Source organism: Mesorhizobium sp. B2-4-15, assembly GCF_006658505.1.
Lineage (GTDB): Bacteria > Pseudomonadota > Alphaproteobacteria > Rhizobiales > Rhizobiaceae > Mesorhizobium.
In genome coordinates this window covers 14,486-39,909 of record NZ_VFUZ01000032.1, presented here as the reverse complement: position 1 = coordinate 39,909, position 25,424 = coordinate 14,486, and the positions used below count along the sequence as shown (strand labels likewise).

The window sequence follows — 25,424 nt, the reverse complement described above, 5'->3', positions numbered from 1 at the left end:
ATCTGTAGGTCGAGCGCTGATTCGCCAGTCACCTGGGCCGCATCTTGATTTCGCCATCCGATCGGTGAAAGCTCAGACATGGAATGGCGCGACGAGGGAATCATTCTCGGCACCCGCAGACATGGCGAAACCAGCGCCATTCTCGAGGTGATGACCAGAGCGCATGGCCGCCATCTCGGTCTCGTGCGTGGCGGCCGCTCGCGCAAGCAGCAGCCCGTTCTCCAGCCCGGCAACCGCGTCGATCTCTTATGGCGCGCGCGCCTTGACGAGCATCTCGGCACGTTCCAGGCCGAGGCGATCGAGATGAACGCCGCCCGACTGATGGACAGCGCCGTCGCTGTCTATGGGCTGCAGACCATGGCCGCGCATCTTCGCCTGCTGCCGGAGCGCGATGCCCATGGCGGCCTCTACGAGGCGCTCGCCGTGATGATCGTCCATCTTGACGATGCCGATGCGGCTGGCGAACTGGTGGCGCGCTTCGAACTTCTGATCCTCGATGAACTCGGCTTTGGCCTCGACCTCAGCCAATGCGCCGCCACCGGCACGCGGCAGGATCTTGCCTATGTCTCACCGAAGTCGGGCCGCGCGGTTTCGCGCGAAGCCGGCGCGCCATGGCACGGCAAGATGCTGGTGCTGCCGGCTTTCCTGCAGCGCGGCTCCGGTCTGCGCGCGGATCCGGTGGCGATCGAGGATGCCTTCCGGCTGACCGGCTTCTTCTTTACCCGCCACGTCTATGAGCCGCGCGGTATCGACGAGCCCGACGCCCGCACCGGTTTTCTTGCCGCACTGCGCAAGCACCATGCGACACGCAAGACCATCGCCGGAGACAATGCTGCATGAGCGAAGTCGAGCTCTATCCGGGCCGGGTCTCGCCGCTCGGCCTCGGCACAATCCCGCACGCCGACATAACGAAATATACCGGCCTCGAACTTCTGCAGCGCATTATCGACGGCAAATATCCGGCACCGCCGATCTCCTATCAACTCAGCTTCGCGTTAACTGAAGTAGAGAAAGGCCGCGCCGTGTTCCGCGGCGTGCCGAATGAGCGCCACCTCAACCCCGTCGGGTGGCGTACACGGCGGCTGGGCGGCGACGCTGCTTGATTCGGCACTGCCCTGCGCCGTGCAGACGCTGCTCGAAAAGAGCGAGGCCTACACCACCGCGGAATTCAAGGTGAACCTCACGCGGCCGATCATGCCCAGGACAGGCGAGGTGGTCTGCGAAGGCAAAGTGGTCCACAAGGGCCGCACGCTTGCTGTTTCGGAAGCGACGCCGAAGGATGCCAGCGGCAAGCTTCTGGCTTTCGACACCGAGACATGTTCGGTATTTCCGGCCGCCAATCTGGCGGCGGGTTGAGTTTTCCAGCCGCCTGGCCGCCGCATTTGAATGTCAGTGAGACGAAACGTCAGTGAAAACTGGCCTGGTTTGAGGGAACCGCCATGTTTGAGAACCTGATCGGCCTTGTCGCCATCATCGCCCTGTTTGTCATCATGTCGCGCCAGCAGAACCGCATCGGCCTGATCGAGCGCGAACTTGGCGCCCTGCGTAGCCTTGTGCTCTCAGGCGCTGCGCCGCCGATGGCCAAGCCGACCGAACAGGCTGCGGCCGATGGCAAGTTGGACGAGGCGCCGGTGGCAGTGGCGGCCGCCGATATCGCCTCGCCGGCGGCGGGCGAGCCGATCACCGCGCAGGGGCCGGCCACGGAAGTGGAAGCTCTGACCGGCGAGGTCCTGGCTGGCCCGTGGAACCCAGGCGAGGCGGCACAGAAGGCAACGGAACCTGCCGCGCCGGCAGCCGCTGCGAAAGCTGCTCGCCAGTCCGACGTCGAAACGGCGCTCGGCACCCGCTGGGCCGTCTGGGTCGGTGGCATCGCGCTGGCACTGGGCGGGCTGTTCCTGATTCGCTACACCATCGAGGCCGGCATTTTCGGCCCCGGCGTGCGGCTCACCATGGCGGCGGTGCTTGGGGTGGTGCTGGTTGCCGCTGGCGAGTTCATTCGCCGCACCGGCTTCAAGGTGCCGGTGCAAGGTGCGGCCGGCGCCTACATTCCGGCGGTCCTGACGGCGGCCGGCGCCTTCATCCTGTTCGGCGCTGTCTATGCCGCTCACGGCATCTACGGCTTCATCGGGCCGGCACTTGCCTTCACGTTGCTCGGTGCCATCGGCATCGCCACCATTGCCGCCGCTCTCGTCCACGGCCAAGCGCTGGCCGGCATCGGCCTCGTCGGCGCCATTGTAACCCCAATGCTGGTTGCCTCGCAGGCGCCCAATCCCTGGGCGCTGTTCGGCTATCTCGCCATCGTGCTGGCCGCCACAGGCGTTATCGCTCGCATGCGCGACTGGAAATTGCTGATGGCGGCCGCTTTTGCCGGCACGGGCATCTGGACCGTCCTTTACATGATGGATGCGCCAGGCGCGAACCTCTCCGCCATCCTGTTCATCGACGCCGTCACGCTCGCCGTACTCGCCTTTGCCTGGCTCGGCCGCCGTGGCGGCGAAACCGAACCGGCCAAGGCATTCGACTGGCCATCCATCGTGCCTGGCTTGTTCATCGCATTCTCTGCGCTGGGCCTGTCGGTCGACCCGGTCTTTGCCGCTGCCGGCTATGCCTTGCCGGGCGCGGGGTTGCTTGCCGCGATGGTGGCCGTCGCGCTCTACCGCCCGCTGGCGCTGCCGCTGCTCTACGCCGCCGGACTGGCGACGGTGCTGATCTATCTCGGCATCATCCCGCCGACCTCGATCACTTCCGACTTTTCGGGTGGCTTCTTGGGCGTTGATGGCTCGCCTTTGGCCATCGCCAATACGCTGACATTGCGCATTGGCCTCGCGTTGGGCCTCGTCTTCATTGGCGCCGGACTCTGGGCGGCGCGAAGATTTGCCGCCGCAACACAGATCCGCGCCGCCTCATGGGCGGCATGGGGCGTTATCGTGCCGCTGGTCATCCTGCTGGCGCTGTGGTTCACCTTTGGCGATCTCGACCGCGATTTTGCCTATGCCGCCGTCGCAGCTCTTCTGGTTGTGGTTTTCGCCGCTGGCGGCGAGTGGGTCGCGCGGGCCGAGGAGCCGCCGCTCAAGGGTGGCATGGCGGTTTCGTTTGCCTTGGGTGGCGCGGCGGTCGCCTGCCTGCTGATGCTGCACATGGCTTGCGATTCCGGCTGGACCACTGTCCTGCTGGGTGCCGCGGCCATTGTGCCCGCAGTGGCGACCCGCTGGCGCTCTTATCCCGTGCTCGGCTGGATTGCGGTCGGCGCGGTGATTGCCGTGCTTGGCCGCGTCGCCTTCGATCCGACCATCGTCGGTGCGGAATTCCTTTCCAGGAAGCCGGTGTTCAACTGGCTGCTGCTTGGCTACGGCATACCCGCGCTCGCTTTCGGCTTCACCGCCTGGCAGCTCGCCCGCACCACCAATGGCCGCCCGCGCCTCGCCATGGAAGCGGCAGCGGCGCTGTTTGCGCTGCTCGCCATTGCCATGTTGGTGCGTCATGCGATGCATGGCGGCATCATCAACAGCGATGCGCCAACGCTTGCCGAGCAGGCGATCTATACGCTGATCGCCATCGGCGCCGGCGCCATCCTGGTCGCCATAGACCGGCGCTCGCCAAGCCCGGTGCTGCGTTACGGCTCGATGGCCGCCGGCGTGGTTTCAGCCGCTTTCGTCATCGTCCAGCACTTCCTGATGCTCGATCCGGTGTTAACGGACGAATCAACTGGCCGGATTCTGGTCTTCAACCTGTTGTTCCTGGCCTATCTCTTGCCGGCCGTCGCCGCCGGTGGGTTGGCGCTCTATGCCCGAGGCAAGCGGCCGAAATGGTATTCGGCGATGCTGGCGCTGGTCGCGGCTCTTCTTGCCTTCGCCTATGCCACGCTGTCGGTAAGACGCCTGTTCAAGGGCGAGTTCATCGGCCTGTGGAGCGGACTCGGTCAGCTGGAGACCTACACTTATTCGGCGTTGTGGCTGGTCATCGGCGTAGCGTTGCTCACCGCCGGCGTCTGGCTGAGGTCGCAGGTGCTGCGCGTTGCCTCCGCCGTGCTGATCGCGGTCGCTGTGCTGAAGGTCTTCCTGTTCGACATGTCGGAACTGGAAGGCGTGCTGAGGGCGCTGTCCTTCATCGGCCTGGGCGCCGTGCTGATCGGCATTGGCCTGTTCTACCAGCGGCTTCTGACGCGGGCGGCGAGGGAGACGGTATCTGTAGACGAGCAATGACGGGGGAAATTCGATCCAGCCGGGAATAAACCGGCACCCGCCAGCGTTGTCTCATTGCTTGGGTGACCGGGGCGGCGGACCGCTTCGCGCTGGCCGCTTGCGCCACGCCGGGAAGGCGCGTTCAATCGAGATCAACAAGGGCGACCTCAGAACCAGCGGTCATGGACGAAAAGAAGGCAGCAATCCTTGGCGAAATACCGCGCCTGCGCCGCTACGCACGCTCGCTTTTGCGCGACCGCGATGCTGCCGACGACCTTGTTCAGGACTGCCTCGAGCGCGCACTGCTGCGGCTCGGCAACTGGCAGACAGGAGAAAGCCCCAGGAGGTGGCTGTTTACGATCATGCATCATTTGTTCATCGACCAGATGCGCAAGGTGAACCGCCGCGGCGAAGCGGCGATGCTGCCGCTGGAGGCGGGCGAGACGGTAGCCCAGCCGGCCGAGCAATTGGACGGCATCGCCTCACGCGAGATCATCGACGCATTGCAGGCGATCAGCCCCGATCGCCGCGCGGCCCTTGTCATGGTTGCCATTGAAGGCTTCTCCTACGCCGAAGCCGCCAACATTCTGGGCGTGCCCGCCGGTACGCTGATGTCGCGCATCGCGCGCGGGCGTGAGGAACTGCGTGGGTTGCTGGACGACACGGCACGCCGCCGCGCGATAAGGATCGTCGAGAAATGATCCGCCGCGATTTTTCCGAACGTGACATCCACATGGCGCTCGACGGCGAACTGCCGCCCGATGAGCGTGTCACCTATGAAGCCTGGCTCGAGGCCAATCCTGAGATGAAGGCCAGGAGCGCCCGCTTCACCGCCGACCGGGAGGCATTGCGCGCCGCCCTTGCCGGCGTGCTGGATGAGGCCGTGCCAGTGCGATTGCGCAAGGTCGTGCTCGGCGAAACGCCGGTCAAGGCAGAGGCGCCACGTTCACGCTGGTGGCTTGGCGCGGCCGCGGCCGTGCTTCTGGCTGCGGGTGGATTTGGCGGCTACGTTGCCGGCATTGACGGCATCGGACAGGAGGATCAGGCGGAAGACCGGCTCGCCGAACAGGCGATTGCCGCCCATGTCATATACGCGGCCGAGAAGCGGCACGCGGTGGAAGTGCCGGCCAGCGACAAGGATCATTTGCAGACCTGGCTGTCCAACCGGGTCGGCCTGAAGCTGGTGGCGCCGGACCTGACCGCGAACGGTTTTCAACTGATCGGCGGCCGGCTGCTGCCGGCCGGCGAAAGCAAGGCCGCGATGCTGCTCTACGAGGACGACAAGGGAGAGCGCATATCCCTCTTCGTGACGGCGGAATCGGCGGAAAATGCCACGGGCACCTATGCTTCGGCGCAGGCGGGTCCGCAGGCCATCTACTGGCTGGACAAGGGCTATGGCTGCGCCGTCGTTGGCTCGCTGCCGCGTGAGCAATTGGCAGTGGTGGCAAAGAGCGCTTATGGCCAGCTTTTGGCAGGTCTCGCAAGCTGAGTTGGCGGCTGTTTTCGCAGTCGGCGGAGCCTCAAGACAGCGATCCCGTTCAAAGCCAGGCCGCTTCCATGCCGTTGAGGAAACTGTCACAATTCGGCCCTAATCAAGGAGCGATAGCGCTTCACGAATACCGGCGCTTCGGCCGGTGTTTGCGACGCTTTTGACCGGGGCGTTTCCGCAACCCAATCGAGGTTTTCTCAAGTCGCATGCCTGCCGATATCCGCACGGCCCGCGCGTCTGACGTCGATGATCTCGCCGCCATCGAGAAAGCCGTTTTTTCGAGCGATCGCATTTCGCGCCGCTCTTTTCGTCTGTTCATCGAGCGTGAGACCGCCGAGACGCTGGTCGCCGAAGTCGACGGCCGCGTCGCCGGCTATGCGATCGTGCTGTTTCGCAAGGGCAGTGGCGTCGCACGGCTCTATTCCATAGCTGTCGGCCCGTTTTTCGGCGCGCTCGGCATCGGGCGCCAGCTGTTGTCGTCGGCGGAGGAGGCGGCCTTCGAGCACGATCGTATGATGCTGCGTCTCGAAGTGCGCGAGGACAACGGCCGTGCCATCCGCATGTACGAGCTTGCCGGCTACCGTAAGATTGGCCGGGAGCCTGGCTACTACGACGATGGCGCGACCGCGCTTCGTTATGAAAAGACCTTGCGCGGCGACCTTGCGGTCGCCACCCGGGTGCCATTCTATCAACAGACCTGCGAATTCACCTGCGGCCCCTGTTGCCTGATGATGGCCATGGCCAATTTCGACCGCGGTTTCGTGCCCGATCCGGTGATGGAAATCCGCCTCTGGCGCGAGGCGACGACTGTCTTCATGATGTCTGGACCGGGCGGCTGCGAACCGTTCGGCCTGGCTGTCTCGGGGTACGAAAGCGGGCTCGCCGCGGAAATCTTTGTTTCCTTCTACGGCGCACTGTTCCTGCAGTCGGTGCGCAGCGAGGAAAAGCGCCGGGTAATGGAACTGGCCCAGGTCGACTTTCGCCGCCGCACGGAACTTTACGGCATCCCGGTGAATTACCGCTCGTTCACCATCGATGACATCAGAACCGCGATCGCCGCGGGAAAGCTGGTGCTGGTGCTGATCAGCGGCTTCCTGATGTTCGGCAAGAAGGTGCCGCACTGGGTGCTGGCCATCGGCGATGACGGCGATCATATTCTGATCCACGATCCCTGGGTCGAGGACGAAAGGCAGGAAACCATCCTTGATGCCGCCAACATTCCCGTGCCCTACGGCATATTCATGAACATGGCGCAGTTCGGCCGCGACGGACTGCGCGCCGCCATCACTCTGGGGAAGCGCGACATACAATGACCTGGGTCATCCTTACCGGCAGGCAGAGCGATCTCGACCAAGTGGCGACACCGCACAAGATCATCACCAATCGCGACTATCTTGCACATCCGGCGCTGTTCCGGGGCCAGCGGCCGAAGGTCATCAACCTGTCGAACAACTACGGCTACCAGAGCCGCGGCTACTATGCCTCGCTGCTGGCGAGCTCGCGCGGTCACAAGGTCATCCCGACCGTCGAGACGATGATCGACCTGTCGGAGCGTAAGCTCTATGAGCATGCGCTGCCGGAACTGGAGCTGGCGCTCAACAAATGCCGCAAGGATCTCGGCGGCGCCTTTCCGGCGAAGGTGTGCATCTTCTTCGGCATCGGGCCCTCCAAGGTGTGGGACCGTTTCGCCAAGCTGTTGTTCGACTGGTTCAGGGCGCCGGCGCTCGAGGTCCATATCAAGGACAGCGCCGAATGGGCCTCGATCCGTAAGATCGGCTTCCATCCGCTGGCGCGGATGACCGAGGAAGAAGAGGCGCACTTCATCCAGTGCCTGGAGACCTACACCAACCGCGAGTGGCGCGACACCAAGGGCCGCACGCCGGCGCGCTACACCTTCGCCACGCTGGTCGATCCGCATGAGGAATTGCCCCCGTCGGAAATCTCGTCGCTGCGCTACTGGGCCAAGATCGCCGAAAAGATGGGGGTCGAAATCGAGCCCATCACCAGGAAGGATCTCGCCAAGCTCGCGAATTACGACGCGCTGTTCATCCGCGAGACCACCTCGATCTCCAACCACACCTATCGTTTCGCCCGCCGCGCCCAGCAGGAAGGCATGCCGGTCATCGATGATCCGCTGTCGATGATCCGCTGCACCAACAAGGTCTATCTCAACGAGTTGATGTCCTACAACAAGGTGCCGGTGCCGCCGACGGTGATGATCGCCGGCGCTTCGGATCTCGAGCTTGCGGCGCAGACGCTGGGGTTCCCGCTGGTGCTGAAGATCCCGGATTCGTCCTTCTCGCGTGGCGTCAAGAAATGCGCCAGCTTCGAGGAACTGAGGACCCTTGCAACCGAATGGCTGGAGGATTCCGACCTCCTCATCGCGCAGAAATTCATCCCGACCGAATATGACTGGCGCGTTGGCGTGCTCGGCGGTCAGCCATTGTTTGCCGTGCACTATCTGATGGCCAAGAAGCACTGGCAGATCGTCAACCACAAGGCCAATGGCAAGCCAGACCAGGGCGGCATCAAGACCTTCACGCTGAAGGAGACGCCGGCCCACGTCGTCGAGACGGCGGTGAAGGCAGCGCGCTGCATCGGCGACGGCCTCTACGGCGTCGACCTCAAGGAGACGAAGGACGGCGTCTTCGTCATCGAGGTCAACGACAATCCCAACCTCGACCATGGCTGGGAGGATTCGGGCGAGAAGGACGAGGTCTGGGTCCGGCTGACGCAATGGTTCCTTGAGCGGCTCGAACGGCCGGGGCGATAATTCACCGAGGGGAACATGCAGTTCATCGTGATCGAGGATTTCACCGGCCGCGACCGCAAGGACATCTACCGTCGCTTCCGCGACCGAGGCCGCCTGAAGCCGGAGGAGCTTGTGGTGCACCACAGCTGGATCGCGGCGGATATGAGCCGCTGCTTCCTGCTGGCGGAGGCCGACGACGTCACGCTCCTGCAGCGTTGGGTCATCGAATGGGCGGATCTGGTCGAGTTCGAGATCGTCCCGGTGGCCACCAGCAAGGACATGGTGGCGGCGCTGAGCGGGCAACTTTGATCATCGCCGTATGTCGGGTCAACAGAGCGCCGGCGAGCCCACTGCGCGCCGGCATTCATTGATCAGCCAATCGCGAAACGCCACCACGACATCGCGCCTAGCGCTCCGCTCCGGGATCGTCAGGCAATAGGACTGGCGCAATGCAATCGCCCTTGCGGCGGGCCGCACCAACCTGCCGTCCTCCACCGCTTCGGCGCAGTAGACCCCTTGCGCCAGTGCCACGCCCAGCCCCGAAATGGCGAGGTCGAGGGCCGCGCGCGACGAGTTGGCTGACAAGCCGCGCTGCGCCGCCCGGCCCGGTTCGACGCCGGCCGCCTCGAACCAGTTGCGCCAGGACGGAAATGACGCGCCCGTCGGTCCCCAGTCGGTGTGGATCAGCGGCAGCCCGGCGAGCGCGTCGCCATCCGCCTTGATCATGCCGGAAAGCTGTGGCGCGCAGACGGGATAGACGGCGTCCCGGACGATCTCTTCGGTCGGGTGCTCGCGATAATGCGGACCGTAGGAGAGCCGGATGTCGATCAGCTCACGGTCGAACGGCACCGGGTCGTCATCGCCGCGAAGCGATATATCGGCGGCGCCATGGCTTGCGACGAAGCCCGCGAGACGCCGCGAAAGCCAGCCCATCGCCATGGACGGCGGCACCGAGACCACCAAGCGCGGGCGGAAGGCATCGCCGCTCAGTTCGCGCGAGACACTGCCGATTTCCTGGAAGGCCATGGTCAGCCGTGGCAGCATTTCGACTCCTGCCTCGCTTAGGACAACTCTACGGTTGACCCGATGAAACAGCTTGCGGCCCATCTGCTCCTCGACGGTGCGGATAAGCTGGCTGATGGCGGCGGCCGAGACGGAAAGCTCTTCCGCCGCCGCGGCGAAGCTGCCGGTACGCGCCGCGGCCTCGAAAGCCTGAAGTCCTTTTAGGGATGGAAGTGCAACCATGACCGGCAGATAGATAAGTTAAGCTTATCAAAATTGCAGAAATCGTTGTTTTTGGAAAGGTTTTTTAGCGACTAGAGTGGGCCTTATCAAATCTCCAGCCTGGATCGAGGCCAATGGACCACCGTGACATAATTGCATCCTTGACCCCGGAAGAGCGCAATCGCCTGACGGCCAAGTCGGATGTCGCGGGTCTCGTCCAGCTCGGCGCTCACTGGGGCGCCATTGTGGTCATTGGGTTGCTGATTGCGGCCAAGGTACCATTCTGGCCACTGCTGATGCTGCCGCAAGGCATCCTCATCGTGTTCCTGTTCACGCTGCTGCACGAGACGGTTCATCGCACGGCCTTCGAGACTCAGTGGCTGAACGATGCCGTGGCCCGGCTGTGCAGCCTGGCGCTCGCGCTGCCAGCCGACTGGTTCCGCTACTTCCACTTCGCCCATCACCGCTTCACCCAGGATCCGGAAAATGATCCGGAACTGGCCTTTCCCAAACCCGAAACGCTGCGGCAGTACCTCGTGCATGTTTCCGGAATCCCGGTGTGGTGGGGCCATCTCAAGACCCTCTATGCCAATGCGATGGGTAAATGCCGGGATAGCTACGTGCCACCGAAAGGCCGGCCCAAGGTGCGGATCGAGGCGCGCGCCATGATTGCCTTCTACGCCGTGGTCCTTCTGCTCGCCGCGTATTTCCGGCTCACCGTGCTGCTCTATGTCTGGATCATCCCCGCTCTGCTCGGACAGCCATTCTTGCGCCTCTATCTCTTGGCCGAGCACGGCCGCTGTCCGTTCGTTGCCAACATGCTGGAAAACACCAGGACGACGCTGACCAATTGGGCGGTGCGCAAGCTGGCCTGGAACATGCCCTTTCACGCCGAGCATCATGCCTATCCCGGTGTGCCGTTTCATCAACTGCCGCGGTTCCATGCTCTGATCGAGCGGCACCTCAAGGTCGTCGAGCCCGGCTATGTCAGCTTCCACGAGAAATACCTGGAAACACTGAGTTGACCTTGCACGGATGCGATCAGCCGGTTTGGCTGTGTAGCGCACGCGATTTCAGCAGACGACGGATGGCCGCCGCTTTTGCCGGCACCCCAATCAAATACCCCTGCGCCTCGACACAGCCATTCTCGCGCAGCATGTCGAGTTGCACCTCGGTCTCGACGCCCTCTGCCGTGACAACAATGCCAAGCTCGGTGCCGAGCCCGATGATGGTGCGAACGATCGCCGCCGTATCGCGGTTGCCGATGTCGCGAATGAAGGAGCGGTCGATCTTGATCTTGTCGACCGGGAAACGCCTGAGGTAGCCAAGCGAGGAATAGCCGGTGCCGAAATCATCGAGCGCGATGCGGATGCCGAGTTCGCGCAACTGCCGTAGCGTCTTCAGCATGGCTTTGCTCTCATCCATCAGCACGGTTTCGGTGATTTCCAGTTCCAACTGGCCGGCCGGCACCTCGGAAAAGGCCAGAGCCGAGATCACGCCGCGGGCAAACCCGCCGCTTTTGAGCTGCACGGCCGAGACATTGACGGCAATGCGCAAGCCGGGAGGCCAGCTTGCCGCCGCCGCACAGGCCGTCCTCAATGCCCAGTCGCCAAGCGGCACGATCAGTCCGGTTTCTTCGGCGACCGGGATGAATTGATCCGGAGCGACAGTGCCGCGCGCCGGCGAACGCCAGCGCATCAAGGCCTCCGCGCCGATGATCTCGCCGGAGGCGATGTTCATGATAGGCTGAAAGTCGAGATCGAATTCCTGGCGTGGCAGCGCGGTCTCGAGGTCGACTTCAAGCGCCCGGCGGGCTTGCACCATGGCGTCCATTCCCGGTTCGAAGAAGCGATAAAGGTTGCGCCCCTCGCTCTTCGCCCGATAGAGCGCCGTATCGGCGTTTTTCAGCAGCGTATCGGCGTCCTTGCCGTCGTTGGGGAAAACGGCGATGCCCAGGCTGATCCCGACATGCATGTCCCGGCCCTTGTCGCGAAACGGTTTCGCGATTGCCTCGACGATGCGCTTCGCCAGTTTTTCAGCATTGGCGATGTCCTTGAAGTGGAACTGCATGACGACGAATTCGTCGCCGCCGAAGCGGGCGACGATGTCTGTTTCACTGCGCAGGCAACGCTGCAGCCTCTCGGCGACGCTTTTCAGCAGCCAGTCGCCGGCAGGATGTCCCCAGGTGTCGTTGACCGCCTTGAAGCGATCGAGATCGAGCGAGAAGATCGCCAGCGGCGTTGCCGCCACGTCTTCGAGCGCCAGGTCGAGCCGTTCGCGAAACATCGAGCGGTTGGGCAGTCCGGTCAGCGTGTCGTGATGCGCAAGATGGGTCATGCGCTCTTCGGTACGGCGGCGTTCGGTAACGTCGTCGAAGGTCGCCACCCAGCCGCCGCCGCTCATCGGCTGGCGTGTGACCAGAATCGTCCTGCCGTCGGTAAGATGCCGATAGGCCGAATGCATTTTCCCCGCCCGCCGGCAGGCTTCGGTCTTGGCGACCTCGCTGTCGACGTCGATCTTCGTGTAGATGCCGAGTTCCAGCAATCGTTCGAGCGCATCGCGATGCGTCGTTCCAAGTGGGAAATCCGCCGCGGTAACGTTGTAGAGTTCCAGGAAACGCCCGTTACGCACGATCAGCTTGCCGTCGGCATCGTACATCATCAGGCCTTGCGACATGTTGGCAAGCGCGGCGTCGAAACGGCGATGCTGCTCCTTGAGATCCTGCTCGGCGCGCCGCTGTTCGGTGATGTCCTCGTAGATCGAGACCCAGCCGCCCGGGGCCAGCGGGCGGTGCGAGATGCTGATGATGCGGCCATCCGACAGCGTCTCTTCGTAGGTCGAGGGTTTTGCCTGGTCGATATAGGGCTTGCGGATGGCGTAGAGTTCATCGGCACTTTGCGAGGCGACGCCGATGTCGACACTGTGCCGCAGGATGTCGATGAAACGGATGCCTGGCCGCATCACCTTGGCGTCGAGACGGAAGATGTTGATGTAGTTGCCGTTGCAGATGATCATGCGCTCATCGGCATCGAACATGCACAGGCCATGCGACATGTTCTCGACCGCGGCTGAAAAACGTTCGTTCTGTTCGCGCAGTTCGTCTTCCATGCGGCGCGAGCGCTCCACGCCTTCGGCTGCCCGCTCCGGGACGACCGAACCATCCTTGACATCCACGACGGGCATGTGGCGCGCCTGCGGTGCGTGATCGAACACGGCACTGTTATCCGTTCCGGTTAATTTAGCGTTTTCTACCCTACCGCTGATGTCGGAACCTGGTGCCGCGATCTATCGAGCGCCGAAAATCGCTTCAGGAAGGCATTCTGCGCCGAGGTCACCGAGCGGGGCGTCAAATCGAAACGCTCGGCGGAAAAACCGCGCGGGCGACCGAAGAATTCGGCTGCTTCGGCGGATGAGAAACCAGCGAGCAGTGTCGCCTCGAAATAGGCGGCGATCTGGTCCGCGCGCTTGATCTCCTTGCGCAGCGCCGCTGCCGGTTCAGGAGGCAGCGAGAAGCGCAGATGGATGGCGCGCTGCAGACGCAATTCGCAGTCCTTGTAGCTGCCGCCCATCACCGATTTGAACGGTGAGATCATGTCACCGATGACGTATTCAGGCGCATCGTGCAGCAGCGCCGCCAGCCGGTCGGCGGCGGAAGCCTGGGGTATCAGTTCGGTGAACAGGGCCTCGACCAGCAGCGAATGCTGGGCGACCGAAAAGGCATGCTCCCCGCTGGTCTGGCCATTCCAGCGGGCGACACGGGCAAGCCCGTGGGCAATGTCCGAAATCTCGATGTCGAGCGGCGAGGGGTCGAGCAGGTCGAGCCGGCGGCCGGACAGCATGCGCTGCCAGGCGCGTGGCGGCGCGCCGGTGCGGTCTGCCGCCATCAGGCTTCCTCCGCGCTGACGGCTTCCTGCGGGAAGGTGAATTTGGCCCAGCCGGGGATGGTCAACGTCACTGGGACATCACTCGCCAGGATCGGCTGGCCGGCGTCCATCGCCGCCTTGACCCTGTCGATGCGGGCGATGGTAAGCGCCGTTGTGCCGGCGTTCGAGCCGAGTGTGCCGACGGGCCGTCCCTCGACGGTCAGTTCGGTGCCGGCGGCCGGGAGCGGATGCCCGGCCTGGACAACCAGCACACGCCGCCTGGCCGTGCCGCGATGTTGCATGCGCGAGACGACCTCCTGGCCTATATAACAGCCCTTCTTGAAGCCGACGCCGCCCATTTCGTCCAGCAGCACGTCATGCGGAAAGGCGTCGCCCAACGCGTAATCGGCGCCGCTTTCGGCAACGCCGTGGGCGATGCGAAAGGCCTGCCATGCGGCGATGTCGCCGTTTTCCACAGTGCTGGCATAGGAACGCGTCATGCTTTCATCGCGAAAGCGCCTGTCGGCAACTGCTGTTGAATCACTTTGTGAAGCGATTGACTCTTTTCCCCACGCAAGGGTGACAAACGCCTGTTCCAGCTTGGCAATTTCGACCTTGGCGCGGAGCTTGTAGAGCGTCAGGCGGCGAACGAAATCATCTGAAATGTCGGCACGGCATTCGAGCCGGAAGGCGTTTTCGCCGGCGCGCGAGATCAGGAAGTCGAACAGGATCTTGCCTTGCGGCGCCAGGAGCGCGCCCGGCTTAGCTTCGCCGTCGCCAAGCGTGTCGAGATCGGTGGTCAGGATATTTTGCAGAAAGTGTTCGGCATCCGGGCCGGAGACGGAGATGAGCGCGCGATCTTTCAGCTGGGCAAAGGGCATGGGGCGGATAAAAGCCTGATCTTGCAAAACGGTTGGCCATTACGTAAGCCGCTGGCACTCCCCCCGCAAGAGATCGATCAGCATGGCCAACACCTACGACCTCATCCTGACAGGCGGCATCGTGGTCAACCATGACGGCGAGGGACCACGTGACATCGGCGTGAAGAATGGGCGCATCGCCGCCATCGGCGATCTCCGCCATGCTTCGGCCGGCGAGACGATCGACTGCCGAGGCCTGCACATCCTGCCGGGTGTCGTCGACAGCCAGGTGCATTTTCGCGAGCCCGGATTGGAGCACAAGGAAGACCTGGAAACGGGCTCACGGGCGGCGGTGCTCGGCGGTGTCACCGCCGTGTTCGAAATGCCTAACACCAACCCGTTGACCACCAGCGATACAACGCTTGCCGACAAGGTCCGGCGCGGCGGTGGCCGCATGCATTGCGATTTTGCGTTTTGGGTCGGCGGCACCCGCGACAATGCCAGGGATGTCGGCGAGCTTGAGCGGCTACCGGGTGCGGCCGGAATAAAGGTCTTCATGGGGTCGTCCACCGGCGATCTGCTGGTCGAGGACGACGAAGGCGTCGCCTCGATCCTGAGGAATACCCGCCGCCGGGCCGCCTTTCATTCGGAGGACGAGTTCCGGCTGCGCGAGCGGCTGGGCTTACGCATCGAGGGCGACCCGTCTTCGCATCCGGTCTGGCGTGACGAGATCGCCGCCTTGCGCTGCACCGAACGGCTGGTGCGCATCGCGCGCAACGTTCGCGCCCGCATTCATGTCCTGCATATCTCGACCGCCGAGGAAATATTGTTCCTTGAGCAGCACAAGGACGTCGCGACCTGCGAGGCGACGCCGCACCACCTGACGCTGAGTGCCGACGACTATGCCCGGCTCGGCACGCTGATCCAGATGAACCCGCCGGTACGTGCCGCGCGCCACCGCGACGGTGTCTGGCACGGTATCGCACAAGGTATTGTCGATGTGCTCGGCTCCGACCACGCGCCGCACACGCTGGCCGAGAAGGCAAAACCCTATCCGGCCCCGCCCTCGGGAATGACCGGCGTGCAGACCCTGGTGCCGATCATGCTCGACCACGTCAATGCGGGGCGCCTGACCCTGCAGCGCTTCGTCGACCTCTCGAGCCATGGTCCGCAGCGTATCTTTGGCATGGCCAGAAAGGGACGCATCGCCGCCGGCTACGATGCCGACTTCACCATCGTGGACATGAAGCGGCGCGAGACCATCACCAATGCGCAGGCCAGTTCGAAGGCCGGCTGGACGCCTTATGACGGCAAAGAGGTCACCGGCTGGCCGGTCGGCACCATCATTCGCGGCCACCGTGTCATGTGGGAAGGCGAAATCATCACCCCAAGCCAGGGCAGAGCGGTCGAGTTTTCCGAGGCGCTGCCGGTTTAGATCAACCATCGGCAATACGTCACGTCTTTGAATTTCAAGCGTTCCGTACTATGTTCAGTACACTGTGAATGCACATATCGCGCCTATGATTGACCCGGCCGAGTTCCCAGAGCTGCAAGCGCTGTTGTGGAGCCGTGATGCTGCACGCCCAATCCCGGCCGAGGAAGCATTTGCGTTGTATGAGCGCAATTGGCGCTTTGTCGACCAGACGCGACTTACAGCGGGTGAAGAGCTGATTATCCAAGATCTTGCCGACAAATTCGGCCATGGTATCCTTCTGACTGCTGGCTAAACCCTTCTGTTGATATTTGAAATAGAGGGGGTTTTGAGATATCGTACGAAGCACGATGCTCTCGCCGAGGCTGATGCGGGAAACAGAATTAAGTTTATCTTTTTCCGAGACCGATTTGAAAAAGAGCGCGGGGGTATCGACATTCCGCACTCGCGGTGAATTATCCTCGTCGGCGCTTCTTATGCGGGCGGGATGGGGGAACTTTGACGTTTGGACTCCGTTCGAAGATTGCTGATTTCGGTTGGCCGAAGCGATTGGCGGTTTACGCTTTTCTGTACGCTATTTACGTATTGTTGACGATGCTTGTCGTTCCCAAGACTATGCGATTTGTTGATAGTAATTACCCGGGCGTCTTCTTCTATCATCTTGAAGCCGATGAGGATCCAGGCCCCCTTGGTAATCTAGGTTCTGTATTATTCTCAATAATTATTGACTATATTTTGTTTGCTGTCGTCTTTGTTCCAATTGCTGTCAAAGCAAGGATGCCGGTAATTTCAAATTTATAGTTGCCGTCTTTAACGAACCAATAATTTTTGTTTGCCTACTTGGTTGGTTTGCCCTTTTTTCGATTCGTTAATCGGAGTGCGACCGCAGTGGGCTGGTTATAGGTGCCACTTACCGATCAAGGCCACAGCAAAAACAAGGACAAAAAATCTGTCTCATAAATCTTGATTTTCATCTCGCATCTGCAACACCAAACCGGACACATCGTGGGCGATAGCGTGGTCTCTACGCTCAATGAGAACCGGCGACATATGTAGGCGTTTACAAGCTCAGTCGCCGGCGACGAAGAAGGACCATTGTCCGGCGGGCGTGATGCCGACGCGGTAGAAGATATAGGCGCCGAACTGCTTCATGTCGTCGAAATCACCGGCGGTGACGATCTTGAACAGCTCGACCCGTTGCTTGGCGTCGAGCTTGTCCAGCGGCAGCGCGAAGAAATAGGGCCAGACATAGAGTTCCTGCGGTGTCCCGGCGTCGACATGGACATAACCGGCACTGAGCACTTCCTCCAGAATGGCCAGGATTTCCTGACCGTCGGGGTCGCCCGAGAGCCCTTTCAGAAAGGCGACGGCATCGCCATCGATGTCGGTCAGCGACAGCTGGGTCATGCTGTCGCCCGTGCCGATCAGGGGCCTGAGCTTCTCGATGTCGCCGCTCTTGCAGGCTTCGATCATCAGGTCATGCATGCGCCGCACCGGCTCGGGCAGCTTGCCGAGGTCGTAGACGACCTCCGGCAGGGGCGCCTCGGGATCGACACGCGGCCTGTTAGAGCCGCTGTCGGCAGGGCTGTCGGGCTCTGCCGCGTCGGGTTCGGCCGGCTGGCTGGTCGAAGGCGTTCCCACCGGGTCGGGCATTGGAATGGCACTGCCGGGCGGTGAGACATCGTCGTCCGCCGTTCGTGTGACCGGCGAGGGGAGTTCCTCGCGCTGGATTTCGCTCAATGCAAGGGCAGGGCTGCTTGCGAGGCACATCAAAAGCGGGATCGCGGCACGGCAAGCAGCAAAGCGGATGTGGAGAACCAAGCCCTTCGGCCTGGCTGACACCGGAAAATTCACTGCCCGTATCCCCTTGCTCACAGGCATGATGCCCGAACGGAACTCCATCGTCAAAGAACCGGACGTCGGTTCAGTGCCGCAGCCGCTCGGGTTCGAAGGCGCCAGCAATCACCTTTTCACGCATGCGGTCGAGCAGGGCAAGCGCTGATGTCTCGCCGTTGGCGCGCAACATTTCACCGAATGCGGTCTCGAGCGCCGCCTCGGCAATAATTTCGGGCTCGATGCCGGCCGAAAGGCCTTCCGCCCAGGCTTCGCTGTGGCTCTCAACCGCCGTCAGGCGCTTTTCTTCCCTGACCAGCGCTTCGATGTCGTTGGCAGCATGTTCCATAAGCGATGTCCACCCTTTCAAGCGGCAACCCATCAGTGTGGATCAGGCTTGATCTGTTCTGTTCATACGCGGCTCCAGTAAGTCTCTGTAAATACGACATTTTTTTGATCGTTTTTTACAGGGGCCAACTGTGTCTGGCGAAGCTGCGTTTCAACCCGTATCAAACTTAGCCGATTAGGCCGGCCTGCGGGGCGAAAACCTTCAGTTTGAGTTAATTCCGCACGCAAGCGGTAACGTTTGATTAACACTGTTGCACAAGTGCAACATCAGGATTGCACCAAGACCTTGATTGGCACAAGACGGATATGCCTGTGGTCGCCGGCAGCAGCGAGAATATCTGTTGATGGACGTCCAGACTGCCTATCCACTCAAGCAGCAGCCGCAGAACCGATATCTTTGCTTCACGCAGTTCCAGATAGAATGCGTTCCAGGTCTTCCTGCCGGTGTCATTAGTTGCCATAGCGCGAGGCGATGTCGCGCGACAGCGTCTCGCCTTCCTTCATGTAGCGGCTGATGGCTTCCGTGGCTGACGTCGTACACCGTGTATAAGTGCCCCCGAAGGAGCGATAGCCGCGGTTGAAGCTGGCGATGAAGCGGGCGCGCCGCTCGGCATCCGGGTTCTCCGAATCGATCAGCTTCTGCATCTCGACACGCCATTGGTCGCCCTTCTCGCCGCACAAATTGCGCAGGAAATGCAGCGATCCCAGGATTTCGGCCAGCCGCATCAATCCGGGCTCGAACGGCGCCTCGGCACTCGACGCAGGCCGCGCCGCCAGTGTCATGCCGACGGCGAGGCACAAAGCGACGAGAGATGGAGAGCGGCTCATAAATCTATGTGACCAAACAATTTGTCGCCTGCAAGGCGTTTCCAGAACAACTCTTGAGGTTTTCAGCGACTTTCAGAGGAGCTGTCGGAACGGCCGAGCAACTCCTGCGCGACCATAAGCACCGAACCGGCGAGCGGCAGCGCCGCCATCTCGCGGAGGGTGTAGAAGGCGGCTGTCTCGGCATCGTCACTAGCCACTGCCTCGCCGCCGGCATAAGCGGCGCCGAAGACCGTGAGGCGGTAATCGACCGGATGAAGGTCGTCCCTGCCGTCGATATGGATTTCCCGAAGCGGGCGAAAACCAGCGGCATGCAAACCAGTCTCCTCCATGAGTTCGCGCCGAGCCGCATCCTCCAGTGTCTCGCCGGGCTCGACCTTGCCGCCCGGAAAGGCATACAGCCCTTGGGAAGGCTGCCTTGCCCGCTTCACCAGCAGCACGGTGTCGTTGCGCACCACGGCGACCGAGACTGCCGGCAGCGTTGTTCGTATATCGTTCATGGCCCCTGACCGTTCGATTGCCCGCAGCCCGTTGTGGATGGTGGGCGTCGGACAGCTTTAGCGGTTGCAGCGCGGCTGTTCCATCGCCACTTTCTGGCTGACCCGTTCGAAGGCAGGAGCTATCGATCATGTGCGGACGTTTTGCCTTGACCGCGACGCCGGACCAGACCGCTGCCTTTATGGGCATGGCGGAGCTCGATGATTTCCCGGCGCGCTACAACATCGCACCGACACAGCCGGTCCTGATGGCGACCGCCGGCGCTCCGCGGGCGCCGGGCTCCAACCTGCCGGATCGCCGCCCGATGCTGGTGCGCTGGGGGCTCATTCCCGCCTGGATCAAGGACACCAGGGAGTTTCCGCTGCTGTTCAACGCGCGATCGGAAGGCGCAATCGAGAAGGCCTCGTTCAAGGCCGCCATGCGCCATCGCCGCGCCTTGGTGCCCGCGTCCGGCTTTTATGAATGGCGCCAAACCGGCGGCAAGAAGGGGCAGCCTTACTGGATACGGCCCCGGCATGGCGGGTTGGTCGCCTTTGCCGGGCTGATCGAAACCTATGCCGAGCCCGGTGGTTCGGAAATGGACACCGGCGCCATCCTGACCGTCAACGCCAACGCCGACATCGCCCATATCCATGATCGGATGCCGGCGGTGATCCAACCCCAGGATTTCGCCCGCTGGCTGGATTGCCGCACGCTGGAGCCGCGCGATGTCGCCGACCTGTTGCGGCCGGCGCTAACGGGTTTCTTCGAGGCGATTCCCGTGTCCGGCCTCGTCAACAAGGTCGCCAACACCGGACCGGAGATTCAGGTGAGGGGCGAGATCCGGCCGGTGCCCGAGAAAGCCGGGCGCCAGAAGCCCGGCGCGGATGACAGTCAGATGACGCTGTTTTAGCGAAAGCCTGTCGAGGCTTTGTTCCAGGGCGCCTGTCGTCGCCGGCGATTGCGCCGGCCGCACCGCTTCAGGCAGCGCGAGGCGATACGATCTTCGGAGCGGGCTTCTTCTTCTTCGCCGTGTGAAGAAGGGCGGCGACGATCGCGGCCGGGCCGATCGCGCGATAGTGGCTGGCCAGCGTCGGTTGCTTGGCGCGATTGGCGTCTTGCTTGCTTCGAGGCATGTTTCTCTTCCCAGGTAACGTTTTCGTGTTTGCGTTTGACCGTTGAAATCCGACCAAATCGTGACGCTTGGTGATCTAGCCGGGGAATGTTTCATGACTGTGCCGACATGTTTAATAAAATGTTTCACTGCCTGATTCCGCGTGATCGAGCGACGCGATAGTCAGTCTTGGCGACGTTTTTCCTGGCATCAGCGGCTTGACGGCAACACTGGTCAAGGCGATAAAGCCGCCCATGAAAACGTCTTTCGCCATTTGTGGCATTTGCATTATTGGCTAGCCTCGCGCTGGTCCGGACGTTTTCGCCTCATCTTTTCCTAGATTGGACAAACGCCCCGGCCAGCAGGCTGGAGCCTGATTTGCGCCTTGGCGCGGGGCTGGCTCCATCCAGACAAGAAGTTTTGAACCGGGAAAGCATGGAATGTCGGACGCATTTAAGGGCCTGCGCCTCTATAACACGCTGACGCGCACGAAGACGGACTTCGTTCCGATCGATGCGCTGAACGTGCGCATGTATGTCTGCGGCCCGACCGTCTACGATTTCGCCCATATCGGCAATGCCAGGCCAGTCATCGTCTTCGACGTGCTGTTCCGTCTGCTGCGCCATGTCTACGGGCAGACACATGTCACCTATGTGCGCAACATCACCGACGTCGACGACAAGATCAACGCGCGTGCGCTGCGCGATTTCGGCGGCGAGATTGCAGCTGGAAAATTGTCGCTCAACGAAGCCATCCGGCGGGTGACTGAAAAGACCGCCGACCAGTTCCACAGGGATGTCGCCACGCTCGGCTGCCTGGAGCCGACGGTCGAACCGCGCGCCACTGAATTCGTCGAGCCCCGCGCCGACGGCAAGGCAGACATGATCACCCTGATTCAAAGCCTGATCAAACGCGGCCATGCCTATGTTGCGGCAGGCGAAGTGCTGTTCGACACGGCGTCGATGCCGGACTATGGGCAATTGTCGAAGCGCAATCTCGACGAGCAGCAGGCCGGCGCCCGCATCGCCGTCGACGCGCACAAGAAGAACCCCGGCGATTTCGTGCTGTGGAAACTGTCGAGCCCGGAAGAGCCGGGCTGGGAAAGCCCGTGGGGCAGGGGGCGACCGGGCTGGCATATCGAATGCTCGGCGATGTCGGCTGCCTATCTCGGCGAAGTCTTCGACATCCATGGCGGTGGCCTCGACCTGATCTTCCCCCATCATGAGAACGAGATCGCCCAGTCGCGCTGCGCCCACGGCACCGATGTGATGGCCAACATCTGGATGCACAATGGCTTCCTGCAGGTGGAGGGGCAGAAGATGTCGAAGAGCCTCGGCAATTTCTACTCGATCCATGAATTGCTGGAGACCGAGACCTTTGGCGGCCGCTCATGGCCGGGCGAGGTTCTGCGGCTGGCGATGCTGATGACGCATTACCGCGAGCCGATCGATTTCTCCGTGCGCAAGCTGGAAGAGGCGGAGAACACATTGCGCAAGTGGAAACGTGCCGCGGACCTGGCGCCGGCGATCGGGCAACTGCCGGCAAAGGTGTTGGAAGCACTCTCCGACGATCTGGCCACCTATGCCGCCTTCCAGCAATTGACCCAGCTTGCCGGAGAGGCCACCGAATTCGACGGCCCCGGTGAGAACGCCGCCGCCGCTTCGCTGAAGGCGGCACTTCTCTTCCTCGGCTTCGACATCGGTTCAGCCAAGGTCGACGAGGCTGATGTCGCCAGGGCAATCGCCAGGCGTCTGGAATTGATCGCCGCCAAGAACTGGGCCGAAGCCGACCGCATCCGCGACGACCTTTTGGCACAAGGTGTACAGTTGAAGGACGGCAAGGATCCGGCCACGGGCGAACGCGTAACGACATGGGAGGTCAAGCGGTGAGGGTGGCGATGCCCAGGCAGTTGGCGAAAGCGCCGATGCCAGCCAATCTCCCCCCTTGCGGGGGAGATGTCCGGCAGGACAGAGGGGGGTGGGAAGGATCGCCTGCCTCTCAATTCTTCTTCAACGATCAATCACGCATCATATCGCCACGATCAACTGAGAGGCTGGCGGGACAGCACCCCCCTCTGCCCTGCTGGGCATCTCCCCCGCAAGGGGGGAGATCGGCCGTGTTGCCCGCTTTCGCCAATCACCAAGGTAGGTGTGATTGATGGGACACGACCTTGTTCCGTCACGTCAGCGCAAGAACGCAAAATCCATGCGTCACGTCATGACCGACGCCGAGCTGAAGCTTTGGAACGAGTTGCGCGCTCATCGGCTGATGGGATTGAGCTTTCGTCGGCAGGTGCCCATGGGGCCTTACATTGTTGATTTCGCTTGTTCAGCAAAGTGCTTGATCGTCGAGGTCGATGGCAGCCAGCATGCAAATGTCGACCAGGCGGAACGCGATGAGGCGCGGTCCGCCTATCTGAAGCGCAGCGGCTGGACCATCCTGCGGTTCTGGAACGACGATGGCATTCGCGATATCGACAACGTCTGCCAGCACATTGTGATCGAAGCCGGTTTGGCCGGTGCCGAAGCGCCGGCATACGAACCGTCAAGGGAGGCATTTCCATGATCGACCATCTCGGCATCACCGTTGCCGATTTCGACGTTTCGAAGGCTTTCTACGACAAGGCAATGGCGCCGCTTGGCGCCACTCTGCTCTATATGGTGCCGTTGGAGTACACGGGTGGCGCCAGGGTCGGCGGATATGGCCGCGACCGGCCGGTGTTCTGGCTGAGCTCGGCCAGGGACAAGCCCCGGGATCGCCAGCACGTCGCCTTCACCGCGCGCAACCGTGCCGAGGTCGACGCCTTCCATGCCGCGGCGCTTGCCGCCGGCGGCAAGGATAATGGCGGGCCGGGTCTGCGTCCCCACTATCATCCGAACTACTACGGCGCCTTCGTCTTCGACCCTGACGGCAACAATGTCGAGGCGGTCTGCCATGATCCGGAGTGAGATGCGATGAGCCTCGACAACCGGCCGGTCTATACGGGCGGCTGCCAGTGCGGTGCGGTGCGCTTCCGCGTCGAGGGCGCGCTCGGCGACGCCTCGATCTGCCACTGCCGCATGTGCCAGAAGGCGAGCGGCAATTTCTACCTGCCGCTGGTCTCGGTGCGCGGCGCCAAGGTCGATTGGACGCGCGGTGAGCCCAAGCGTTTCCGCTCCTCCAACGCCGTCTGGCGCGGCTTCTGTGGCGAATGCGGCACGCCGCTGACCTTCGAGGCGCCCGACGGCATGGCGCTCGCCATCGCCACCTTCGACGATCCGGCTGATGTCGCGCCGATCATCCAATGGGGCACGGAGGCAAAGTTGCCCTATGTGGATTCCATTCCGCAATTGCCGGGCGAGGACACGATGGCTGACGTGGGGTCGGCCCCCTATCTCGCCGAGCTCGTCTCCTATCAGCATCCCGATCACGACACCGACCGATGGCCGCCGGAGGAAAGACCATGACCGAGACTGTTCGAACTGGTGGTTGCCAATGCGGCGCCGTGCGCTTCCGCATCCACGGCAAGCTCGGACGCCCGTCCATTTGCCATTGCCGCATGTGCCAGAAACAGTTCGGCAATTTCTTCGGCGCGCTGGTGACCGTGCCGAAGGACAGCGTCGAATGGACCCATGAGGAGCCGCATTACTTTCAATCCTCGGTCAATATCGACCGAGGATTCTGCGCCCGCTGCGGCACGCCGCTGACCTACCGCCAGCCCGACGGCCTGGAGATCGCCATCGGCGCCTTCGACGACCGTTCGGACCTCGCACCACAGATCCAGGTCAACTACGCCTTCAGGCTGCCCTGGGTGGAGAAGATTTTCGAGGCTCCGATCCACGACGATCCCGACTACTACGCGCGGCAGGAGCAGATCATCTCCTTCCAGCATCCCGACCACGAAACGGCCAACTGGCCGCAGCAAGGCTTGAAACTATGACAATTGCCACCGGTTCTCTGCGCACCCTCTATCCGGAAATCGAACCGTTCGATGGCGGCATGCTCGATGTCGGCGACGGCCATATGGTCTATTGGGAGCGTTCCGGCACCAAGGGTGCCAAGCCGGCCGTGTTCCTGCATGGCGGGCCAGGCGGTACCATTTCGCCAAAACATCGACGGCTGTTCGATCCAAAGCTCTACGACGTCATCCTGTTCGACCAGCGCGGCTGCGGAAAATCGACGCCGAACGCCTCGCTTGAAGCCAATACCAGCTGGCATCTCGTCGCCGACATCGAACGTCTGCGCGAAATGTCCGGCTTCGATAGATGGCTGGTGTTCGGCGGCTCCTGGGGCTCGACGCTGGCGCTCGCCTATGCCGAGACGCACCCCGATCGGGTCAGTGAACTGGTGGTGCGCGGCATCTACACGCTGACCCGGGCAGAACTCGAATGGTACTATCAGTTCGGCGTCTCCGAGATGTTTCCCGACAAGTGGGAGCGGTTCCTGGCGCCGATCCCCGAGGCCGAGCGCGGCGACATGATGGCGGCCTACCGCAAAAGGCTGGTCGGTACGGACCGCAAGGCGCGGATAGAAGCGGCTCGCGCCTGGAGCCTGTGGGAAGGCGAGACGATCACGCTGCTGCCGGAGCCCGAAACCAGCGGTCCGTTTGGGCAGGACGACTATGCCGTCGCCTTCGCCCGCATCGAAAACCACTATTTCGTCCATGCCGGCTGGCTGGAAGAGGGGCAGCTGCTGCGCGACGCGTACAAGCTCAAGGACATCCCCGGTACAATTGTCCACGGCCGCTACGACATGCCATGCCCGGCTCGCTACGCCTGGGCGCTGCACAAGGCCTGGCCCAAGGCGGATTTCCACCTCGTCGAGGGCGCCGGCCACGCCTATTCGGAGCCAGGGATACTCGATCAGTTGATCCGGGCTACGGATCGGTTTGCGGGGAAAAATTAGTCGATGTACGGCGCTCCGTCACACCCCCCTCTGCCCTGCCGGGCATCTCCCCCGCAAGGGGGGAGATTGGATGTCGCCGTCGCTTTCGCCAACCTCCGACGCTGCAGGACGAGCGCCGTCGGTAAAGCTGCCGATCTCCCCC

Annotated in this window: 29 protein-coding genes; 19 read left to right on the top strand and 10 right to left on the bottom strand. The window is 62.4% G+C overall.

The window, feature by feature from the left end:
* Nucleotides 1-78: 78 nt before the first annotated feature.
* The 9 genes from recO to FJ930_RS26620 all read left to right on the top strand — a co-directional run bounded on the left by recO (nt 79) and on the right by FJ930_RS26620 (nt 8,731).
* Entirely contained in the window at nt 79-840 is a 762-nt protein-coding gene (gene recO, locus FJ930_RS26655; protein WP_141840758.1) for a DNA repair protein RecO, read from the top strand.
* Entirely contained in the window at nt 837-1,103 is a 267-nt protein-coding gene (locus FJ930_RS30595) for a hypothetical protein (protein ID WP_246677035.1), read from the top strand. The genes recO and FJ930_RS30595 overlap by 4 nt, the downstream gene beginning before the upstream one ends.
* Nucleotides 1,042-1,356, top strand: coding sequence for a PaaI family thioesterase (locus tag FJ930_RS30590; RefSeq protein ID WP_246677034.1), 315 nt, complete (start codon nt 1,042-1,044; stop codon nt 1,354-1,356). Before FJ930_RS30595 ends, FJ930_RS30590 begins: the two co-directional genes overlap by 62 nt.
* 83 nt (nt 1,357-1,439) lie before the next feature.
* Nucleotides 1,440-4,202: a DUF2339 domain-containing protein gene (locus FJ930_RS26645; protein WP_141840757.1), complete on the top strand. Its 2,763-nt coding sequence runs from the start codon at nt 1,440-1,442 to the stop codon at nt 4,200-4,202.
* A gap of 161 nt (nt 4,203-4,363) precedes the next feature.
* Nucleotides 4,364-4,882: a sigma-70 family RNA polymerase sigma factor gene (locus FJ930_RS26640; RefSeq protein WP_141840756.1), complete on the top strand. Its 519-nt coding sequence runs from the start codon at nt 4,364-4,366 to the stop codon at nt 4,880-4,882.
* Nucleotides 4,879-5,670: an anti-sigma factor gene (locus FJ930_RS26635; protein WP_141840755.1), complete on the top strand. Its 792-nt coding sequence runs from the start codon at nt 4,879-4,881 to the stop codon at nt 5,668-5,670. Before FJ930_RS26640 ends, FJ930_RS26635 begins: the two co-directional genes overlap by 4 nt.
* 206 nt (nt 5,671-5,876) lie before the next feature.
* Entirely contained in the window at nt 5,877-6,983 is a 1,107-nt protein-coding gene (locus FJ930_RS26630) for a peptidase C39 family protein (RefSeq protein ID WP_141840754.1), read from the top strand.
* Nucleotides 6,980-8,443 carry a RimK family protein gene (locus FJ930_RS26625; RefSeq protein WP_140737840.1) on the top strand — a complete coding sequence of 488 codons (1,464 nt, stop codon included), beginning with the start codon at nt 6,980-6,982 and terminating at the stop codon, nt 8,441-8,443. Before FJ930_RS26630 ends, FJ930_RS26625 begins: the two co-directional genes overlap by 4 nt.
* A 15-nt stretch (nt 8,444-8,458) precedes the next feature.
* Nucleotides 8,459-8,731 (top strand): DUF3303 family protein, encoded by a 273-nt coding sequence (locus FJ930_RS26620; protein ID WP_141840753.1) that lies wholly within the window; start codon nt 8,459-8,461, stop codon nt 8,729-8,731.
* 18 nt (nt 8,732-8,749) lie between these two features.
* Here FJ930_RS26620 and FJ930_RS26615 read toward each other — a convergent pair whose 3' ends face one another.
* The gene (locus FJ930_RS26615) at nt 8,750-9,667 is read right to left on the bottom strand and encodes a LysR substrate-binding domain-containing protein (RefSeq protein ID WP_140737845.1); all 918 of its coding nucleotides are present in this window, start codon (nt 9,665-9,667) and stop codon (nt 8,750-8,752) included.
* A gap of 113 nt (nt 9,668-9,780) precedes the next feature.
* Between FJ930_RS26615 and FJ930_RS26610 the strand changes: the two genes are divergently transcribed.
* Complete coding sequence (locus FJ930_RS26610) at nt 9,781-10,671, top strand: fatty acid desaturase family protein (protein WP_141840752.1); 891 nt, start codon at nt 9,781-9,783, stop codon at nt 10,669-10,671.
* A gap of 16 nt (nt 10,672-10,687) precedes the next feature.
* On the opposite strand, the gene FJ930_RS26605 is transcribed toward FJ930_RS26610, so the two are convergent.
* From FJ930_RS26605 to FJ930_RS26595, 3 genes are all read right to left on the bottom strand, one after another.
* The gene (locus FJ930_RS26605; RefSeq protein WP_140737851.1) at nt 10,688-12,829 is read right to left on the bottom strand and encodes an EAL domain-containing protein; all 2,142 of its coding nucleotides are present in this window, start codon (nt 12,827-12,829) and stop codon (nt 10,688-10,690) included.
* A 65-nt stretch (nt 12,830-12,894) separates the two neighbouring features.
* Nucleotides 12,895-13,530 (bottom strand): HD family hydrolase, encoded by a 636-nt coding sequence (locus tag FJ930_RS26600; protein ID WP_140737854.1) that lies wholly within the window; start codon nt 13,528-13,530, stop codon nt 12,895-12,897.
* Nucleotides 13,530-14,390: a folate-binding protein YgfZ gene (locus tag FJ930_RS26595; RefSeq protein ID WP_141840751.1), complete on the bottom strand. Its 861-nt coding sequence runs from the start codon at nt 14,388-14,390 to the stop codon at nt 13,530-13,532. The genes FJ930_RS26600 and FJ930_RS26595 overlap by 1 nt, the downstream gene beginning before the upstream one ends.
* An 82-nt stretch (nt 14,391-14,472) precedes the next feature.
* Here FJ930_RS26595 and FJ930_RS26590 point away from each other — a divergent pair, with 82 nt between their 5' ends.
* Both FJ930_RS26590 and FJ930_RS30585 read left to right on the top strand, forming a co-directional pair.
* A complete protein-coding gene (locus tag FJ930_RS26590; protein ID WP_141840750.1) occupies nt 14,473-15,804 on the top strand; it encodes a dihydroorotase in 1,332 nt (443 codons plus the stop codon).
* Between the two features lie 85 nt (nt 15,805-15,889).
* Nucleotides 15,890-16,096 (top strand): hypothetical protein, encoded by a 207-nt coding sequence (locus FJ930_RS30585; RefSeq protein ID WP_246677037.1) that lies wholly within the window; start codon nt 15,890-15,892, stop codon nt 16,094-16,096.
* A gap of 773 nt (nt 16,097-16,869) precedes the next feature.
* Here FJ930_RS30585 and FJ930_RS26580 read toward each other — a convergent pair.
* The 4 genes from FJ930_RS26580 to FJ930_RS26565 form a co-directional block, all read right to left on the bottom strand.
* Nucleotides 16,870-17,655: a hypothetical protein gene (locus FJ930_RS26580; RefSeq protein ID WP_181763473.1), complete on the bottom strand. Its 786-nt coding sequence runs from the start codon at nt 17,653-17,655 to the stop codon at nt 16,870-16,872.
* Between the two features lie 70 nt (nt 17,656-17,725).
* Nucleotides 17,726-17,983 (bottom strand): hypothetical protein, encoded by a 258-nt coding sequence (locus FJ930_RS26575; RefSeq protein WP_141840748.1) that lies wholly within the window; start codon nt 17,981-17,983, stop codon nt 17,726-17,728.
* Between the two features lie 449 nt (nt 17,984-18,432).
* On the bottom strand, nt 18,433-18,810 hold the full coding sequence (locus tag FJ930_RS26570; protein WP_141840747.1) for a TIGR02301 family protein: 378 nt from the start codon (nt 18,808-18,810) through the stop codon (nt 18,433-18,435).
* A gap of 62 nt (nt 18,811-18,872) precedes the next feature.
* Nucleotides 18,873-19,307 (bottom strand): NUDIX hydrolase, encoded by a 435-nt coding sequence (locus FJ930_RS26565; RefSeq protein ID WP_140737866.1) that lies wholly within the window; start codon nt 19,305-19,307, stop codon nt 18,873-18,875.
* A 128-nt stretch (nt 19,308-19,435) separates the two neighbouring features.
* On the opposite strand from FJ930_RS26565, the gene FJ930_RS26560 reads away from it, so the two are divergent.
* Nucleotides 19,436-20,197, top strand: a complete 762-nt coding sequence (locus FJ930_RS26560) for an SOS response-associated peptidase (protein WP_141840746.1) — start codon at nt 19,436-19,438, stop codon at nt 20,195-20,197.
* A 67-nt stretch (nt 20,198-20,264) separates the two neighbouring features.
* Here FJ930_RS26560 and FJ930_RS26555 read toward each other — a convergent pair whose 3' ends face one another.
* Together FJ930_RS26555 and FJ930_RS30170 are read right to left on the bottom strand one after the other, a co-directional pair.
* Entirely contained in the window at nt 20,265-20,420 is a 156-nt protein-coding gene (locus FJ930_RS26555; protein WP_141840745.1) for a hypothetical protein, read from the bottom strand.
* A 111-nt stretch (nt 20,421-20,531) separates the two neighbouring features.
* A complete protein-coding gene (locus tag FJ930_RS30170) occupies nt 20,532-20,672 on the bottom strand; it encodes a hypothetical protein (RefSeq protein WP_181165741.1) in 141 nt (46 codons plus the stop codon).
* A gap of 166 nt (nt 20,673-20,838) precedes the next feature.
* Here FJ930_RS30170 and cysS point away from each other — a divergent pair, with 166 nt between their 5' ends.
* The 6 genes from cysS (at nt 20,839) to pip (ending at nt 25,282) form a co-directional block, all read left to right on the top strand.
* Nucleotides 20,839-22,287: a cysteine--tRNA ligase gene (cysS, locus tag FJ930_RS26550; protein WP_141840744.1), complete on the top strand. Its 1,449-nt coding sequence runs from the start codon at nt 20,839-20,841 to the stop codon at nt 22,285-22,287.
* 268 nt (nt 22,288-22,555) lie between these two features.
* Nucleotides 22,556-22,963, top strand: coding sequence for an endonuclease domain-containing protein (locus FJ930_RS26540; RefSeq protein WP_140737881.1), 408 nt, complete (start codon nt 22,556-22,558; stop codon nt 22,961-22,963).
* Entirely contained in the window at nt 22,960-23,346 is a 387-nt protein-coding gene (locus FJ930_RS26535) for a VOC family protein (protein ID WP_140737884.1), read from the top strand. The genes FJ930_RS26540 and FJ930_RS26535 overlap by 4 nt, the downstream gene beginning before the upstream one ends.
* Nucleotides 23,347-23,352: 6 nt before the next feature.
* Nucleotides 23,353-23,844: a GFA family protein gene (locus FJ930_RS26530; protein ID WP_140737887.1), complete on the top strand. Its 492-nt coding sequence runs from the start codon at nt 23,353-23,355 to the stop codon at nt 23,842-23,844.
* Nucleotides 23,841-24,317 (top strand): GFA family protein, encoded by a 477-nt coding sequence (locus tag FJ930_RS26525; protein ID WP_140737890.1) that lies wholly within the window; start codon nt 23,841-23,843, stop codon nt 24,315-24,317. Before FJ930_RS26530 ends, FJ930_RS26525 begins: the two co-directional genes overlap by 4 nt.
* Nucleotides 24,314-25,282, top strand: coding sequence for a prolyl aminopeptidase (gene pip, locus FJ930_RS26520; protein WP_140737893.1), 969 nt, complete (start codon nt 24,314-24,316; stop codon nt 25,280-25,282). The genes FJ930_RS26525 and pip overlap by 4 nt, the downstream gene beginning before the upstream one ends.
* Nucleotides 25,283-25,424 lie beyond the last annotated feature (142 nt).

Excerpts from the sequence above, each read along its gene's own strand:
- cysS (WP_141840744.1), top strand. The coding sequence starts at position 20,839 with ATGTCGGACGCATTTAAGGGCCTGCGCCTCTATAACACGCTGACGCGC.
- FJ930_RS26620 (WP_141840753.1), top strand. The coding sequence starts at position 8,459 with ATGCAGTTCATCGTGATCGAGGATTTCACCGGCCGCGACCGCAAGGAC.
- FJ930_RS26535 (WP_140737884.1), top strand. The coding sequence starts at position 22,960 with ATGATCGACCATCTCGGCATCACCGTTGCCGATTTCGACGTTTCGAAG.
- recO (WP_141840758.1), top strand. The coding sequence starts at position 79 with ATGGAATGGCGCGACGAGGGAATCATTCTCGGCACCCGCAGACATGGC.
- FJ930_RS26645 (WP_141840757.1), top strand. The coding sequence starts at position 1,440 with ATGTTTGAGAACCTGATCGGCCTTGTCGCCATCATCGCCCTGTTTGTC.
- FJ930_RS26605 (WP_140737851.1), bottom strand. The coding sequence starts at position 12,829 with ATGCCCGTCGTGGATGTCAAGGATGGTTCGGTCGTCCCGGAGCGGGCA.
- FJ930_RS26555 (WP_141840745.1), bottom strand. The coding sequence starts at position 20,420 with ATGCCTCGAAGCAAGCAAGACGCCAATCGCGCCAAGCAACCGACGCTG.
- FJ930_RS26525 (WP_140737890.1), top strand. The coding sequence starts at position 23,841 with ATGACCGAGACTGTTCGAACTGGTGGTTGCCAATGCGGCGCCGTGCGC.
- FJ930_RS26530 (WP_140737887.1), top strand. The coding sequence starts at position 23,353 with ATGAGCCTCGACAACCGGCCGGTCTATACGGGCGGCTGCCAGTGCGGT.
- FJ930_RS26625 (WP_140737840.1), top strand. The coding sequence starts at position 6,980 with ATGACCTGGGTCATCCTTACCGGCAGGCAGAGCGATCTCGACCAAGTG.
- FJ930_RS26610 (WP_141840752.1), top strand. The coding sequence starts at position 9,781 with ATGGACCACCGTGACATAATTGCATCCTTGACCCCGGAAGAGCGCAAT.
- FJ930_RS26540 (WP_140737881.1), top strand. The coding sequence starts at position 22,556 with ATGGGACACGACCTTGTTCCGTCACGTCAGCGCAAGAACGCAAAATCC.
- FJ930_RS26560 (WP_141840746.1), top strand. The coding sequence starts at position 19,436 with ATGTGCGGACGTTTTGCCTTGACCGCGACGCCGGACCAGACCGCTGCC.
- FJ930_RS26635 (WP_141840755.1), top strand. The coding sequence starts at position 4,879 with ATGATCCGCCGCGATTTTTCCGAACGTGACATCCACATGGCGCTCGAC.
- FJ930_RS30595 (WP_246677035.1), top strand. The coding sequence starts at position 837 with ATGAGCGAAGTCGAGCTCTATCCGGGCCGGGTCTCGCCGCTCGGCCTC.
- FJ930_RS30170 (WP_181165741.1), bottom strand. The coding sequence starts at position 20,672 with ATGGCGAAAGACGTTTTCATGGGCGGCTTTATCGCCTTGACCAGTGTT.
- FJ930_RS30590 (WP_246677034.1), top strand. The coding sequence starts at position 1,042 with ATGAGCGCCACCTCAACCCCGTCGGGTGGCGTACACGGCGGCTGGGCG.
- FJ930_RS26565 (WP_140737866.1), bottom strand. The coding sequence starts at position 19,307 with ATGAACGATATACGAACAACGCTGCCGGCAGTCTCGGTCGCCGTGGTG.
- FJ930_RS26600 (WP_140737854.1), bottom strand. The coding sequence starts at position 13,530 with ATGGCGGCAGACCGCACCGGCGCGCCGCCACGCGCCTGGCAGCGCATG.
- FJ930_RS26630 (WP_141840754.1), top strand. The coding sequence starts at position 5,877 with ATGCCTGCCGATATCCGCACGGCCCGCGCGTCTGACGTCGATGATCTC.
- pip (WP_140737893.1), top strand. The coding sequence starts at position 24,314 with ATGACAATTGCCACCGGTTCTCTGCGCACCCTCTATCCGGAAATCGAA.
- FJ930_RS26590 (WP_141840750.1), top strand. The coding sequence starts at position 14,473 with ATGGCCAACACCTACGACCTCATCCTGACAGGCGGCATCGTGGTCAAC.
- FJ930_RS26575 (WP_141840748.1), bottom strand. The coding sequence starts at position 17,983 with ATGGAACATGCTGCCAACGACATCGAAGCGCTGGTCAGGGAAGAAAAG.
- FJ930_RS26640 (WP_141840756.1), top strand. The coding sequence starts at position 4,364 with ATGGACGAAAAGAAGGCAGCAATCCTTGGCGAAATACCGCGCCTGCGC.
- FJ930_RS26595 (WP_141840751.1), bottom strand. The coding sequence starts at position 14,390 with ATGCCCTTTGCCCAGCTGAAAGATCGCGCGCTCATCTCCGTCTCCGGC.
- FJ930_RS26570 (WP_141840747.1), bottom strand. The coding sequence starts at position 18,810 with ATGAGCCGCTCTCCATCTCTCGTCGCTTTGTGCCTCGCCGTCGGCATG.
- FJ930_RS26615 (WP_140737845.1), bottom strand. The coding sequence starts at position 9,667 with ATGGTTGCACTTCCATCCCTAAAAGGACTTCAGGCTTTCGAGGCCGCG.
- FJ930_RS30585 (WP_246677037.1), top strand. The coding sequence starts at position 15,890 with ATGATTGACCCGGCCGAGTTCCCAGAGCTGCAAGCGCTGTTGTGGAGC.